Origin of the sequence: Brevibacillus migulae, from assembly GCF_004521915.1 — a bacterium.
GTDB lineage: Bacteria > Bacillota > Bacilli > Brevibacillales > Brevibacillaceae > Brevibacillus_F > Brevibacillus_F migulae.
The window spans coordinates 272,564-287,860 of record NZ_SDKD01000001.1 but is presented as its reverse complement, the minus strand read 5'-3'; the positions used below and the strand labels follow the sequence as shown (position 1 = coordinate 287,860).

12 protein-coding genes, 1 pseudogene and 1 riboswitch are annotated in these 15,297 nt (G+C 52.3%); of the genes and pseudogenes, 4 read left to right on the top strand and 9 right to left on the bottom strand.

Annotated features, from left to right (window positions below; genetic code table 11):
- Position 1 precedes the first annotated feature (1 nt).
- Positions 2 to 2,833 carry a putative bifunctional diguanylate cyclase/phosphodiesterase gene (locus EIZ37_RS01345; RefSeq protein ID WP_167568590.1) on the bottom strand — a complete coding sequence of 944 codons (2,832 nt, stop codon included), beginning with the start codon at positions 2,831 to 2,833 and terminating at the stop codon, positions 2 to 4.
- A complete protein-coding gene (locus EIZ37_RS01340) occupies positions 2,823 to 4,367 on the bottom strand; it encodes a long-chain-fatty-acid--CoA ligase (protein WP_134682745.1) in 1,545 nt (514 codons plus the stop codon). Before EIZ37_RS01340 ends, EIZ37_RS01345 begins: the two co-directional genes overlap by 11 nt.
- 174 nt (positions 4,368 to 4,541) lie before the next feature.
- Here EIZ37_RS01340 and EIZ37_RS01335 point away from each other — a divergent pair, with 174 nt between their 5' ends.
- Complete coding sequence (locus tag EIZ37_RS01335; RefSeq protein WP_134682744.1) at positions 4,542 to 5,057, top strand: MgtC/SapB family protein; 516 nt, start codon at positions 4,542 to 4,544, stop codon at positions 5,055 to 5,057.
- A 42-nt stretch (positions 5,058 to 5,099) separates the two neighbouring features.
- On the opposite strand, the gene EIZ37_RS01330 is transcribed toward EIZ37_RS01335, so the two are convergent.
- Positions 5,100 to 6,656 carry an ABC-F family ATP-binding cassette domain-containing protein gene (locus EIZ37_RS01330; protein WP_134682743.1) on the bottom strand — a complete coding sequence of 519 codons (1,557 nt, stop codon included), beginning with the start codon at positions 6,654 to 6,656 and terminating at the stop codon, positions 5,100 to 5,102.
- Between the two features lie 254 nt (positions 6,657 to 6,910).
- Entirely contained in the window at positions 6,911 to 7,747 is an 837-nt protein-coding gene (locus EIZ37_RS01325) for an SDR family NAD(P)-dependent oxidoreductase (protein WP_134682742.1), read from the bottom strand.
- A 115-nt stretch (positions 7,748 to 7,862) separates the two neighbouring features.
- On the opposite strand from EIZ37_RS01325, the gene EIZ37_RS01320 reads away from it, so the two are divergent.
- From EIZ37_RS01320 to EIZ37_RS01310, 3 genes are all read left to right on the top strand, one after another.
- Positions 7,863 to 8,846, top strand: coding sequence for a helix-turn-helix transcriptional regulator (locus EIZ37_RS01320; RefSeq protein WP_134682741.1), 984 nt, complete (start codon positions 7,863 to 7,865; stop codon positions 8,844 to 8,846).
- 97 nt (positions 8,847 to 8,943) lie between these two features.
- Positions 8,944 to 9,342, top strand: coding sequence for an RrF2 family transcriptional regulator (locus EIZ37_RS01315; RefSeq protein ID WP_134682740.1), 399 nt, complete (start codon positions 8,944 to 8,946; stop codon positions 9,340 to 9,342).
- Between the two features lie 90 nt (positions 9,343 to 9,432).
- Positions 9,433 to 10,338 (top strand): NAD(P)/FAD-dependent oxidoreductase, encoded by a 906-nt coding sequence (locus EIZ37_RS01310; protein ID WP_134682739.1) that lies wholly within the window; start codon positions 9,433 to 9,435, stop codon positions 10,336 to 10,338.
- A gap of 177 nt (positions 10,339 to 10,515) precedes the next feature.
- On the opposite strand, the gene EIZ37_RS01305 is transcribed toward EIZ37_RS01310, so the two are convergent.
- The 5 genes and pseudogenes from EIZ37_RS01305 to cysW form a co-directional block, all read right to left on the bottom strand.
- Entirely contained in the window at positions 10,516 to 11,427 is a 912-nt protein-coding gene (locus EIZ37_RS01305; RefSeq protein WP_235827853.1) for an ABC transporter substrate-binding protein, read from the bottom strand.
- 55 nt (positions 11,428 to 11,482) lie between these two features.
- Entirely contained in the window at positions 11,483 to 12,133 is a 651-nt protein-coding gene (locus tag EIZ37_RS01300; protein ID WP_134682738.1) for an ABC transporter permease, read from the bottom strand.
- Positions 12,126 to 13,265, bottom strand: coding sequence for an ABC transporter ATP-binding protein (locus EIZ37_RS01295; RefSeq protein ID WP_134682737.1), 1,140 nt, complete (start codon positions 13,263 to 13,265; stop codon positions 12,126 to 12,128). The genes EIZ37_RS01300 and EIZ37_RS01295 overlap by 8 nt, the downstream gene beginning before the upstream one ends.
- 189 nt (positions 13,266 to 13,454) lie before the next feature.
- A riboswitch (cyclic di-AMP (ydaO/yuaA leader) is annotated at positions 13,455 to 13,600 on the bottom strand.
- Positions 13,601 to 13,726: 126 nt separating this feature from the next.
- Positions 13,727 to 14,461, bottom strand: a pseudogene (locus EIZ37_RS01290) (sulfate/molybdate ABC transporter ATP-binding protein); the annotation flags it as partial.
- On the bottom strand, positions 14,458 to 15,291 hold the full coding sequence (gene cysW / locus EIZ37_RS01285) for a sulfate ABC transporter permease subunit CysW (protein WP_134682735.1): 834 nt from the start codon (positions 15,289 to 15,291) through the stop codon (positions 14,458 to 14,460). The gene cysW and the pseudogene EIZ37_RS01290, both read right to left, overlap by 4 nt.
- Between the last annotated feature and the right edge of the window lie 6 nt (positions 15,292 to 15,297).

The following is a 15,297-nucleotide window of genomic DNA, read 5'->3' as shown; positions in this document are numbered from 1 at the left end:
CCTACCCCCTCCTGTCTTCCCGTGTCCTAGCGAGGAACTCCGTCATTTCCTCCGCACTGATGGGCTTGCTGAAAAGATATCCTTGCATCCTGTCGCAATTCAACGCTCGCAAAAACTGCAGTTCCTCCTGGGTTTCGATTCCTTCGGCCACCGTGAGTAATTCCAGTGCGTGTGCCATATGGATGATCGCCTGCACAATGGACGCATTGCTGTGATCCTTGTCGACTTCACTGACAAAGCTCCGGTCAATTTTCAAGGAATGGATCGGCAGCTTCTTCAAACGATTCAGTGAAGAGTATCCGGTACCAAAGTCATCAATCGACAGCTTGATCCCCATGGCATTCAATGCAGCGACGATCGCTAACGCCTGATCGGGGTCATTGGCTGTAAAGCCTTCGGTAATCTCCATGACCAGCCACGATGGGTCCAATCCGGTTTCCTTCAGGATGCGTCTCACCATTTCCAAAAAATTGCTGTCATAAAACTGGCGCATGGAAATGTTCACGGATACGGGCATTGGAGGATGCCCTTCGTCCTGCCATTTTTTATGTTGCAGGCAGGCCGTACGCAGAATCCACTCGCCCAACGGCAGGACGAACCCTGTTTTTTCGGCCAATGGAATAAATTTATCCGGGGTGATGAAGCCTTTTTCCGGGTGCTTCCAGCGAATCAGCGCTTCCATGGCCTTCATACACCCGTCTTGGTCCACGATCGGCTGATAATACAGCAGGAATTCCTCCCGCTCCAAGGCTTTGCGCATATATGTCTCCAGCATCATGCTCTCCGCGGCATGCTCTGCAGGCCCTTCCGAATAGAAGCGGTATACGGCACCTCCCATGCTTTTGGCTGCATACATGGCCATATCCGCTTTTTTCAGGATATCCGTCAGATCACAGCCATTGTCCGGGGCCAAGCTGATCCCGATGCTGGTTCCCACATAGACCTCTTGCCTATCCAGCATAATGGAGCTGGTCAGCGCAGAGATGACCCGCGTGGCGACCGCAGATGCCTCTGTCTCTTTGCGAATCGGCAAGACGATCACAAACTCGTCCCCACCCAGACGGGCAGCCATCGCGCCAGGTATATCCGGGATAACGGCTTGAATTCGTTTGCTGGCCTCTTGCAGCAGCAGATCCCCGGACTCATGTCCCAACGTATCATTCACTTGCTTGAAGCGGTCGAGATCAAGAAACATGATGGCGAGCTTCTCATCCCGCTTCAGCTCCGCGAGCTTTTCCTGCAGATGGGAGGTAAACGCATGGCGATTCGGCAAGCCCGTCAATGTGTCGTAAAACGCAAGCTGATTTAACCGCTCTTCTGATTGCTGCAGCATTTGTGTCTTCTCATTCAGCTCCTGGTTGGTCCCTTCCAGCTTGGCAAACATCTCGGCAACCCGCTCCGCCATCATTCGGAAATTTTGTGAAAGAGACATGAACTCCTTGACGGGAGAAGGCTTCCATTCCAGTGTTTCATGGTTCGCCAATTTGTCCGGAAGATTCGTTGTAAGCTCAGCCAGCTTGGATAAATATTTCATGATGATGCGGATGATCAGGGCAGAGAGCCCCAATGACAGCAGACAAAACAGTATCATGAACAGAAAACGGTTCGCGAAATCTTTACTGATCTGTTCCTGGTATCGTTGAATCGGCACCTTGGCGATCACCGTAAAAGGGCGATCCCGAACCTTTTGCTCATATACGAAAAAGCCCTCCCGCCAGCGCATCATATCAAAGGTATAGCGTCGATTATCAGGCAACCAACGATAAAAGCCTTCCTCTATTTCTGTCACGTTCCCTCCCTTGCGCCAGCTTGCGTACGCGTCATGCGGATAGTGGGTGACCGTGCTGGCGATCACATCGTCATATGGACCAGTAACGGTGATTTCCATCAGCTCTTCGAAATTGCTCGTCTTCAGAAACTCGCGCAATTTCCCTTGCTCCAGCATGGAATGCAGCAATAGTCCGCGCATTTCCTTGCCCTCCTGCTTTTTTAGGTATTCCACAATATGACCGGTTTGCGAGGCAGCCATTTGGTATGCTCGATTCTCAACATCACGCTCCATCGAGAGCCCGTCAATCATCATGACAAAGAGAAAAGGGCCCACAACTGCCAAGGTGATCAGCAAAAACAAAATGGAACCGATCGACACGGTCTTGTTCCTGTGTATGGCCGCTCCCTTTTTCCCCGCCCATACTCGCAGCGTCAAGAGGATGTCCGCGATCAAAGCTCCGGTGATCCCATTGGACGCAAGCATCAAAATCGGCATATAGGCATGATGGGGCAAGGAAGTCACGGCCTCTCCCTGTGAAAGGGTATACGCATATAACGGACCACTGGCAATCAGCCAAAAAAACAAGGCCCATACAACTGAATGAATATTGCGAAAGGGAAGCAAGAAAGAAATGCATAAATATTCGATCGTCCGCATGGCGTCCAGCAGCGTTATTTCTCCCATTATGGAATCGACTGCCAGAAAGACCGCAACCGTCGGCAGCATCCCGCGCCATCCGTAGATGCCTGCAATGGTATAACCAAATACTCCGGCTAGCGTTAAACTTGCACCGAAAATAAACGGCACTTTCCATTCGGCCGATCCAATAAATAATATCGTTAAAATGGCCCACCCCAAAGCGGAAACCATTAACCTTGACCGGTCGTTGTGGATGACCATATACGCTCCTCCGTCACTCATGCTTTTTCTGATCTTATTCACTACCCGTTTCTGGTCGCGGTAAAACATGCGGCGGAAAGCAAAAAACACCATCGCCCTTGGGATCAGGGAGATGGTGTCCACTTCGTTTTCAGTTGACTGGCAGCTGCTGCTATGCTTCACGCAGCAAGCGTCGCAGGATCTTGCCAACAGCCGTCTTCGGCAAGGCATCGCGAAACTCGATGATGCGGGGGACCTTGTATGCGGCCATGTGCTTCCGGCAATAGGCGTCCACTTCTTCCTCGGTCAGACTGGCATCCTGCTTTGCGACGATCACCGCCTTGACCGTTTCCCCCCGGTAAGCATCCGGTACGCCGATCACGACGGCTTCCTGGATACCCGGATGCTGGTAGAGCACTTCTTCCACTTCCCGCGGATAGACGTTGTAGCCCCCGGCAATGATCAGATCTTTTTTCCGATCCACGATATAATAATAACCGTCTTCATCTTTGGCCGCGATATCCCCGGTGTACAACCAGCCGCCCTGGATGGTCGACGCCGTTTCCTCCGCCATTCCCCAATAGCCGCTCATCACTTGCGGGCCCCGCACGATCAGTTCTCCGTATTCGTTGGCACCCAGCTCTGTGCCATCCTGCAGGCTGACGATTTTGGCCTCCGTTAACGGAATCGGTTTGCCTACCGAGCCTGCCTTGCGTTTATCCATTGGATTGAAATGAGTCACGGGAGATGCTTCCGACAACCCGAATCCTTCAATGATCATTCCTTTGGTCTTGGCTTCAAACGCTTTGATCACCTCTACGGGCAAAGGAGCCGATCCGCTGACACAAAGCCGGATGGAGGAGATGCCATACTCTTCCGCCTGCGGATGCGCGTTCACCGCTACATACATCGTGGGCACGCCTGGGAACAGAGTCGGCTTTGTATCCCGAATGGTTTCCAGCACCTCGTTGGTATCAAAGCGAGGCAGCAGTATCATTTGCGAGCCGCCCCAAATAGCCAGGTTCATGCAGACCGTCATCGCATAGACGTGAAACAACGGGATCACGGTGAGAATCCGGTCCGGCTCCCTCTGCTCTTCCCCCATGATGATAAAGGTCTGATACGCATTCGCCACGAGATTGCGATGGCTCAGCATAGCCCCTTTGGAGCGCCCCGTCGTCCCCCCGGTATATTGCAGCACAGCGATATCCTCCGGCGTAACCGCTGCAGAATCTTCACATTCTTCATCGGCAAAAACTGACTGAAATTTCACATAATTATTCCCGTATTCGTTTTCCGTCGGAATGAGCTCCACTACGATTTTGGCTTGCAAGCCTTCCGCAGCCCGCACGCTGTCCAACATAGCCGTAAGCGGTGCGTACAGCACAATTCCCTTGGCCCCGGAATCGCTTAGAAAATGCTCCAATTCTCCTGCTACCGACATGGGGCTAACCTGCACCACAATCCCGCCAAGCTGCAGGATCCCATAATAAGCGATTACATATTGCGGACAGTTGGGCAGCATGATGGCGACGCGATCTCCTTTGCCAATCCCGCTGCGTTTTAGCCCCGCGGCAAACCGTCTCACTTGGGTGCGTAGCGTCTGGTAATCCATCTCGTATCCCTTGAAATAGACAGCTTTTCGCTCAGGAAAGCGCTTACACGTTTCCTCAAGCATATCGGTCAGCGTCATGTGTAAAGCCTTAATCTCGTTCATGTCTCATTCCCCCTGCATGGCATGAAATGATCTTCCTTCTATATTATATTAGCCGCGCCACTCTCCATTTCCTCTATATCCCCTTCCCGCATCCGGTATTTTCTCACCATATCTTTGCAGGCTGGCGCATAGGCTAATGGATATAACGATTCGGATATTTCGGGAGTGATACGAATGGCTGATTTGCATCTTACCCTGATCGGGCATATGGGCACGGATTGGGAGATGTATTTTCGCGTCGTGATCAGCGCCCTGCTCGGTCTGTTTATCGGATGGGACCGCTCGTTTCGCAACAAGCCTGCCGGACTGAAAACCTACACCTACGTAGCCGTTTCTTGCACACTCATCACCTTGATCTCCATCTATTCCGTCAAGTCCTTAAGCAGCCCAAATAGCGGTACGATGATGGATCCAATGCGGCTGACTGCCCAGATCGTGACAGGTCTCGGGTTTCTTGGCGCCGGCATGATTATCAAGGATGGGGTGAATATTAAAGGACTGACGTCAGCGGCGATGCTGTTTTTCGCAGGCGGGGTGGGGATTGGCATTGGAGCAGGCTTTTATGGCATCGTCATCTTTTCCGTCTTCTCCACGTACCTTTTAGCCAGACTCTGTTCCTATCTGGAGAAGCGGAGGGTACGCTGGATCGTCAAGAATCCCGAGCCTAAAAAGAAGCCACTGGATTCGTAAGCGAATTCCAGTGGCTCTCCTTTTTTGAAGCGAAAGCGTTGCTTATTTCGTTTGCTTGGTCACCCATTCTTCCACGTTCCATACTTTGGTGATCCAATCTTCATAGAACTCCGGTTCGTGGGACACGAGCAAAATCGTTCCTTTATATTCTTTCATGGCACGTTTCAATTCTTCTTTTGCCACGACGTCCAAGTGGTTGGTCGGCTCGTCGAACAACAGCCAGTTGCTCTCACGCTGCAGCAGCTTGCACAGGCGCACTTTTGCCTGCTCGCCCCCGGACAACGCGCTCATCTGGCGGTTGATATGCTCGTTTTTCAAGCCACAGCGGGCCAATGCGCCGCGAACCTCATGGTTATTCATCGCCGGATATTCATTCCATACTTCTTCCAGAGCCGTCACGTTTTTCGGCTTGACTTCCTGCTCAAAGTACGCCGGATACAGGAAATCACCACGCTCCAGCTTGCCGCCCAGCGGCGGGATGACACCCAAGAGCGTCTTCAACAGCGTCGATTTCCCCACGCCGTTCATCCCGACAATCGCGACTTTCTCGCCACGCTCCAAGGAAAGTGTCAGCTTTGGCATCAGCGGATGGGTATAGCCGACTTCCAGATCAACCGCTTCCACGACATAACGCCCCGACGCACGCGATTCTTTGAATTGGAACGTCGGTTTCGCAGCTGTTTCCGGTTTGTCGATGCGATCCATTCGCTCAAGCTGCTTCTGGCGGCTCTTGGCACGGCCAGAAGTGGACGCACGTGCTTTATTGCGCGCGATAAAGTCTTCCATCTTGTTGATCTCTTCCTGCTGCTTTTCATACGCGTCGAAATGCTGTGAACGCTTCATCTCGGACTGGGCCAGGAAGGAGTCGTAGTTGCCTGTATAACGATTCAGCTTGGTAAATTCCAAATGATAAATGACGTTCACGACTTCATTCATGAAGAACGTGTCATGGGAGATCAGCATGAACGAATACGGATATTCCTTCAAATAGGTTTTCAGCCAGTCAATGTGCTCTTCGTCCAGGTAGTTGGTCGGCTCGTCCAAAAGCAGTACGGACGGTTGCTCAAGAAGCAGCTTGGCCAAAAGGACTTTGGTACGCTGTCCGCCAGAAAGGGAGGCAACGTCCCGATCCAGACCGATCGCGCTGATCCCGAGTGCATTGGAAATCTCTTCTACCTTGGCATCGATCAGGTAAAAACCGCTGTGTTCCAAGCGATCCTGGATCTCACCCATGCGCTCCAGCAGCTCTTCCAGCTCCTCTGGAGAAGCTTCTGCCATTTTATTGGCGATTTCCATGTTCTCCTTTTCCAGTTCAAACAATGGCAAAAAGGCATCCTTCAAGACATCGCGGATCGTTTTTCCGGGTTGCAGCTTTGTATGTTGATCCAAATAGCCATATTGGACTTTGGGCATCCATTCCACTTTTCCCGAGTCCGGCATGGTCTGTCCGGTAATGATCCCCATCATGGTCGATTTTCCGGTTCCATTTGCCCCTACCAGACCGACACGGTCGCCCGGCTGTAAACGGAACGACACATCGCGAAACAACACGCGGTCTGCAAACGCATGGGACAAATTTTCGACGATTAGTACACTCATGTAGTTGGTTCCTCCTGTTTCGTTTCCATATCTCTTCATTGTAGTCGAAAAAGGTCCGTTTTCCTATGGAAAAATACACACGTCAGGCAAACTTGCTCATGGGTTGTGCAAACATAGTGATGAGGGAAGGGAAGGCCGGGCGGGGCTGCGTTCTTGCCACACCCTCTGGGGAGCGGGGACTGCCCGGCTCCGCTAGCATGTGAAACTGCAAAAGGATGCCCTTCCTTATCGAGCGGGGCATCCTTTCTTTTCGATTACGCCATATCGGGAATCACAAACGGGGGAATGACCCTCCCATCAACATCTGTAAAGCCATAGATTTCCGCCAATTCTCCTACCATTTGGATCGATCCGCTCATCCGCAGCGGATCGGGGTCAGAGGCAAGCGCACATACCGCCCGTCCAATATACTCGGTTGTTTCTGTCTGCTCGAGCATTTGCTGTCGTACCTCTTCGTTCTTCACCGATTCCAGGACTCTCTCCGTCCGCATCCAGCCAGGAGAGAGCGCCAGCACAGTAATTCCGTGACGCTTCAACTCTGTCCCCATTCCGAAAGCCATCCGATTCAATGCATTTTTCGCGAGATCGTAATAAAAATGACCAATGTACTTCCCTTGATCATACGAGGTGGTATGAATGATCAATCCGCTTTGCTTGGACAACATCAACGGCACTCCATACTTGGAAGCTAGAATACCGCAGCGAACACCTGCATAGAACATATTCTCCCAATGCTTGGTTGTCAGCTCCCAAAATGGTTCAATTGCGATCGGCAGCTCATTGCCGCCCCACGCGTTGTTCACAAGCAAATCGAGCTTTCCTTGCTCTGCCTGGACGCGTGCAAACAAAGCTTGCACCTCCTGCTCATCCGTATGATCGACGCGAACCGGAATACCGACTCCCCCACGCGCGCTGACCAATGCCGCCGTTTCCTCAATGGTCTCTGGTCGGTTCTCCGTCCGTGCTCCCCCGGACGTGCTTCTTCCTGTCACATAAACGGTTACTCCCTGCTCCCCCAGCGCCAATGCGATTCCTCTCCCTGCTCCCCGGCTGGCACCTGTCACCACAGCCACTTTTCCTTGCAATTTCATGTAAGTACCTCCTTTATCTGCTTGGATAGGACCAGTATAATCAGTTAATATGTCATCTTCTGTCATATAAAGCGTGCATAATGAAAGCATGATCCCGTCAAAGGAGTGTGTCTGAATGCGTGCCGATCGGCTGCTATCCATCCTGCTGTTATTGCAAAAACACGGTCAAATGACGACCAGCCAGTTGGCTGCGCAGCTTGAAGTCTCTGTTCGCACCATGCACCGCGATCTGGAAGCATTGAGCTCAGCCGGGTTTCCCATTTATGCCGAGCGCGGGAAACTCGGCGGTTGGCGGCTGCTCGAGCAATATCAGACCAAGCTGACTTTGCTTGGCATGGATGAATTGCCCGCTTTATTCCTGCCGATACCGCTTCCTTTGCTTCGCGATTTGGGGATGGAAAAGGACGTTCAGCTTGCCCGGCTCAAATTGCTCGAGACACTGCCGGAAAAACAGCGCAGCAATGCTGAATCGATACATCAGCGAATCTATATTGACACCGGAAACTGGCATGCCAAGGAAGAGGATCTTTCCCGCCTTCCGTTGCTGCAGACTGCGATTTGGGAAGAACGTCTCCTGGTGATCCACTATGCAAGGGCGGATCGTGAGCAAAGGGAACGCATCGTCTCTCCGCTGGGGCTCGTCGCCAAAGGAAACGTCTGGTACCTGATCGCGATGGCGGAAAACGATGTACGCACCTACCGTGTCAACCGCATAACGGACGCAAAGCTGCTCGACGAACGCTTTGTGCGACCAGAAGCTTTTGACCTGCGCGCGTATTGGGAGGATTCCTCCCGCCAATTCGTGGAGCGCTTGCCCCAGTATCATGTGGTGGCGCGTGTACAGGATTCGATCATCGATCAGCTTTCGTACGCAGGGCGTTATCCTCTGATCACTTTGGTCGAGGAAAGAGATGAAACCGGCTGGCTGACCCTTTCCCTACAATTCCAAATCGAGCACGAGGCGTGCGCGTTTCTCATGGGGTTTGGCAGCAAAATCGAGGTTCTAAAGCCGCATGCTTTGCGCGAGAGAATAAGCAGGCTTGCGGAGGAATTGCTGCGGCTTTATCCAGGGACAGCAAGTCTTGAAGGTGAGGAATGATCCACACTTTCAAGAAATGAATAACGGCAAGAGCCCTTGCTTCAAACGCAAAACAAAGTTATTATGGACTCATAAAGTCTGTAATGGAGTTGACCTCATGAAATACTCACAAGCGACCGACTATGCACTTCATGCGATGCTTTATTTAGTAGCTGCCGCACCAGACAAACCTGTCGGCGTACAGCTTTTGGCGGAAAAGCTGGGTGTCTCGCAAACCTATCTGTCGAAAATGATGACAAAGCTGGTCAAAGCGGGATTAATCCAATCCGCACCAGGGGCAAACGGCGGTTATCGGCTCAGACGGAAGCAGGAGGACATTTCCTTTTTGGATATCATCCATGCCATAGAAGGGACTGCCTCGTTCTTTGAATGCAGCCTGAACCATGACAACGAATGCGTGATTCAAAAGGTTGTTCTCGACGCAGAAAGGCAAATGGAGCAGTATCTGCAAAATAAGAAAATCTCCGAACTGGCCGAACATTTCAAAGGGAGGTGAACGCACGCGTTTTTTTCATTAATTATAGATATAAGGTATCTTTAATATCGCCAATATAACAAATGACCGCACTGCGGAAGGAGGATTCATATGATTTATGACGTTGCTATTATCGGCGGAGGTCCTGCGGGGCTAAATGCAGCACTCGTACTGGGGCGAGCGCGCAGAAGCGTGGCGCTATTTGATCACAATCAGCCGCGCAATGCGGTTACACACGCTTCCCACGGGTTTCTTACCCGAGACGGCGTGACACCAGCCGAGTTTCGCCGTATCGCCTACGAAGAGGTCCTGCGTTACCCTTCGGTGGAGCGTTATTCCGCCAAAGTAACCGATGCCCGCAAGCTTCCACATGGATTTCAGATCATGGCGAATGGCACTGAAACGATCCAAGCCCGCAAGCTGCTGATCGCCACAGGTCTGAAGGAAGTATATCCAGCCATTCCCGGCCTCAAGGAAATGTATGGAAAAAGCCTTTTCCATTGCCCATACTGCGACGGTTGGGAGCTCCGTGATCAGCCGTTAATCGTTGTGTCAGAGCATCCGAGGTTGTACCACATGGCTAAACTGCTTTACCAATGGAGCCGCGACCTCGTGATCTGCACAAATGGCCAACGTGTGCTGACAGATGAAGAAAAGCAGGTGCTCTCCGCTCGTCATATCATCGTGACGGAACAAACCGTAGCGGCATTCCACGGCAGCGAGGGCAAGCTGCAGCAGGTGGAGTTCACTGATGGAATGCGGATGGACCGGACAGGTGGTTTTATCACACCGCAGTGGCAGCCGCACGTGGATTTCCGCGAAAGCCTCGGGTATGAAGGAAATGAGGCGGGGGGAATTCTTACCGATGCTGTAGGGAAAAGCTCCGTGCCCGGCTTGTTTGCGGCAGGAGAAGCCAATACCGGAGCCCCCTCGCAGCTAATCTCAGCCGCGGCATCCGGCAGCATGGCCGCGATCACCATCAACACGGAATTGATGGAAGAGGAATTTTCAAGGTAATGCAGCCAGAAAAAAACGACAGGCATTGGACTTGAACAGTCCGTACCTGTCGTATCTTATTTTTCGGTTATGAAAAAGGTTGTCACATGCAATCGAGCGTAAACAGAGCGCCTGCGTATCCCTTGTCGCAGCATGAATTGGCGCGTCAAAAACTTGCTCACAACACTACAGAAGACATTACTGAATCAACCCATTCTCCTTCAACCATGCCTCTGCTACATCTTTCGCTTGCTTCTTGTCCACATCGACCTGTGCATTCATCTCCGCCATCTTCTTATCATCAAGCTTTCCAGCCAGTTTGTTCAGCACTTCCTTAATCTCAGGATGCGCCTTCAATGTCTCGCTTCGCACAAGCGGTGCCGCAAAATACGGCGGGAAGAAATGCTTGTCGTCCTCCAAGATGACGAGATCTTGCTTCGCCAGCTGACCGTCCGTGGTATACGCGTCGATCGCTTGGATGCTTCCCTCCGCAATTGCTTTATATTTTAGACCGTGGTCCATTGCTTTCACATCTTTAAATTGCATCTGGTAGAGCGCGGTCAGTCCTTTCAAACCATCCGGACGTTCCATAAATTCCTGCTCGGTCCCCAGGACGAGCTCCCCTGCATGCTTTTGCAGATCGGAAATGGTCTTCAGGGAATACTTTTCAGCGATCTCTTTTGGCACAGCGATCGCATACGTGTTATTAAATCCGAGCGGCTCTAGCCATTCCAATTGATACTTCTCCAGAAAGGCGGTTTTCACCCGGTCATACACTTGCTGCGGATCGGTCTGCACCTCTTCGCCCAAGATATTGACCAGTCCCGTCCCTGTATACTCCACATAGAGATCCGCATTGCCGCTCTTCACTGACTGGAAAGCGACATCGGTCCCCCCCAAAAACGGCTTGACTGTAACCTGTAAATCCGTATTTTTTTCCAGCATCGTTCCGACCAAATACGCCATAATGTCTTGCTCTGAGAAGTTTTTCCCTACCACCGTCACACTGTCAGACGCTTTCGTACCAGTTAAGACTGAGCACCCCGCCAACACTGTCATTGTCAGCGTCAATGCCAACATCCCAACTTTCCTAAGCCATCCCTTCTTCACGAAACCCTCTCCTTTCAATATAGCAAACCTATTCCCGGACAAACCGTCACTTCCCCTACGTACGATTCTGGATGCGCAGACCCTTTGGTGTAATGCGCCAATCTGTCCACGCCAGCAGCATGTCAAACAAAATCGCCAAAATCGCAGCTGGCACAGCGCCCGCCAGAATGATGCCGGTATCCACCATCGCAATCCCGCGCAGGATCAAATCCCCCAGACCGCCTGCCCCAATAAAGGACGCGAGAGTCGCCACCCCAATCGTCATAACAGTCGCGGTACGGATCCCGGCAAAAATCACGGAGCGTGCCAGAGGAAGCTCCACCATCCGCAGCATCTGCCCCTTGGTCATGCCCATTCCTCGTGCCGCTTCCAGCAGCGCTGGGTCCACATCGAGGATTCCGGTGTACGTATTACGCGCAATCGGCAGCAGTGCATACACGACCATCGCAATCACCGCAGGCGTCGCTCCAATCCCGAACAAGGGAATCATGAATCCAAGCAAAGCAAGGCTAGGAATCGTCTGGAGCACCGAGATGAAACCGAGCACCGGAGTGGCCAGCTTGCGAAACCGCGTGAGCAAGATGCCCGTCGGTACCGCGAGCACAATCGCCCAGAACAAGGCTACGATCGACAGCACGATATGCTGCCAGGTGGCATCCACAATATTCGGCCAGCGATCAATGATCACATTCAGGATTTCACTCATGTTCTTCACCTCCTTCCAAATACGGTCTGGCCAAGACATCCACCAGACTGGCTCGGGTCAAGAGGCCCCGCAATCTTCCCAGGTCATCCACAACCGGTACATACCCATAAGGAGCTTGCTGGACAAGCGGTATCGTCTCCGCCAAAGGGGTCGACACGTTTACCACAGCCGCATCCGCACGCATCACATCGCGGATCGACAGGGATTCCTCCGGATAGCGCGCATGGATATCAGCGCTGTCCGCCAACCCCAAGTAGGTACCGTCTTTGTCAACCACGATCAGCCCGGTTACGCGTTTTCGCACCATCATTTTCACGGCCTCGGCCAATCCCTTTTGCGGAGCGATGGTGACTGGATGTTTGACCATCACTTCATCGACCGACTGCGTCAGATGAGAGGTGAGACGCTTTTCACCGATAAACCCGCGGACAAACTCATTCGCCGGGTGACGGAGTATCTGCTCGGGCGTACTCTGCTGTATCACGTGTCCGTCCTGCATGACAATGATTTGATCGGCAATTTTCAACGCTTCGTCCATATCATGCGTGACAAAGACAATCGTCTTGTTCAGCTCCTGATTCAACCGGATCAACTCATCCTGCAGCTGCTCGCGGGTGATCGGGTCCAGCGCGGAAAACGGCTCATCCATCAGCACGATGGGGGGATCGCTCATCAGCGCCCGTGCTACCCCGACCCGCTGCTGTTGTCCACCCGACAGCTCCCGTGGATAACGGTGCCGATACTCATCCGGGTTCAACCCTACAAGCTGCAGCATGCGGTCCACTTGTTCTCGGTTCACCTCGCCTGCCTGTTTTTTCAAACGCGGCACCAAGGTAACATTCTCCTCGATCGTCATATGCGGAAACAATCCTACCTGCTGAATGACATAGCCGATATTGCGCCGCAGCTCTACCGGACTGATGTCCAGCGCGTTGGAGCCGTTTACGTAAATTTTTCCGGAGCTCGGCTGGATCAACTGATTGATCATTTTCATCGTCGTGGTCTTTCCACAGCCAGAAGGTCCGACGAGCACCGTGATCGTCCCCTCTGCAATCGATAGGTTCAAATTAGGGATCACCGCCTTCTGTCCGTAGCTCTTACGAACGTTGTCAAATACAATGGCATTTCCCATTTGTCATTCCCCCTCGTTTTTTGTGTAAAGATGCCATCTCATCTCCCGCGAATAGATTTTCTATTCGGAATTTTCGCATAACAAAATAGACCCTCAGTCAGCAAGGGCCTCAAAAAAACGCAAAAAGACCCTATGCATATAGGGTCAAATAGACATGTTTAAATGGTGAAAAACATGATAAGTTGCATTTTGACCCATCTTTACGCTGACGAGGTTAGCTGACGGACTCGGGAAAGATGGTTCCCTACTTTCTCCTTAACCGGAGATTGATTCGCCCCAAAGGTGGTTCCCCCGTATTCCGATTGTCGTGATCGGAAATTAAGCTTAGTCACTATTATAAACGATTCTTAACATTTGTCAAATCGATGGGAATTTTGATGATCGCAATCCAGCGCTTCTTTTCTCAAAATGGATTGATCATCGCCCTATATGACCCCTGCCTGAACTGCGACTTCCTCTACTCCTCGCCTTACACCGCTGCGCTCCAAAAAACTGCGGACAAACGGCGTAGCCGGGCGCTGATACACTTCCTCCGCCGTCCCAAACTGCTCGATCTTCCCTTGATTCATCACGACCACCCGATCGGCTATGGCGAGTGCTTCCTCCTGGTCATGCGTGACGAAAATCGTGGTGATGCTCAGCTTCTTCTGCAGCTGACGCAGCCAATCGCGCAGCTCATGCCGCACCTTGGCATCCAGCGCTCCAAACGGCTCGTCGAGGAGCAGCACCCTCGGCTCGATCGCAAGCGCTCTGGCCAGCGCCACCCTTTGTCTTTGCCCGCCGGACAGCTGCGCGGGGAGCCGGTCTCCCATCCCCTCCAGCTGGATGAGACGCAGCAGTTCCTCTACGCGCCTTTTGATCTCTGGTTTGGACGGCCTCGTTTTGCGGGAACGGACCTCCAGGCCAAACGCGATGTTGTCGAACACGCTCATATGGCGAAAAAGGGCATAATGCTGAAACACGAAGCCGACCTTTCGTTCCTGGATGGTTTGCTCCTGGGTATCGATCCCATCGACAAGGATTTGCCCTTCCTTTGCCTCTTCCAGGCCGGCAATCAGACGCAGCAGCGTCGTTTTCCCCGAACCGGATGGCCCTAGAAATGCGACCATTTCCCCCGTATTGATCTGCAGATTGATGTGGGTGACAGCGGCTTGCTGTCCATAATCCTTTGAAAGATTGCGTACCTCTATGCTCAATGGACGTGGCTCCTCTCTTCGATGATGCTTTTCGCAATCAGGGTGGCGATAGCGAGCAAGGTCAGAATCGACGCTACCGCAAAGGATGCAACAAACTGATACTCGTTGTACAAAATCTCCACATGCAAGGGAACGGTGTTCGTCATCCCCCGGATATGGCCCGATACGACCGAAACGGCTCCAAACTCCCCGATCGCCCGGGCGCTGCAGAGGATGACGCCATACAGCAGCCCCCATTTGATATTGGGAATGGTGATCCGCCAAAAGGTTTTCCAGCCATTCGCCCCCAAGGTGAGCGCAGCTTCCTCTTCTTCCTTCCCTTGGGACTGCATGATCGGGATCAGCTCTCTGGCCACAAACGGAAACGTGACGAACGCCGTCGCCAGCGCGATCCCCGGCACCGCAAAGATGATCTTCACATTGTATTGATCCAGCCAAGGTCCCAGAAGTCCCTGCGCTCCGAACACCAAGACAAAAATCAAGCCGGAAATCACAGGAGAAACGGCAAATGGCAGATCGATCAGCGTAAGCAAAAAGCTTTTTCCAGGAAAGGAAAACTTCGCGATGCACCAGCCGGCTGCCAGCCCGAAAATCAAATTGAGCGGTACGACAATCCCTGTGATTAGCAGCGTCAGCTTGATTGCCGCCAATGCATCGGATTCCGCCACGGCAGCTGCATAGACGGATACCCCCTCCTCCAGCGCTTTCGCGAATACAGCGACGAGCGGCACAATCAAAAAGATCCCGAGGAACAGCACGGCGATCAGCAGCAACCCTGCCCGCACCCAGCGATCTTTTGCTTTGCGATTTCCTGTTGTCACAAGGTACATCTCCCT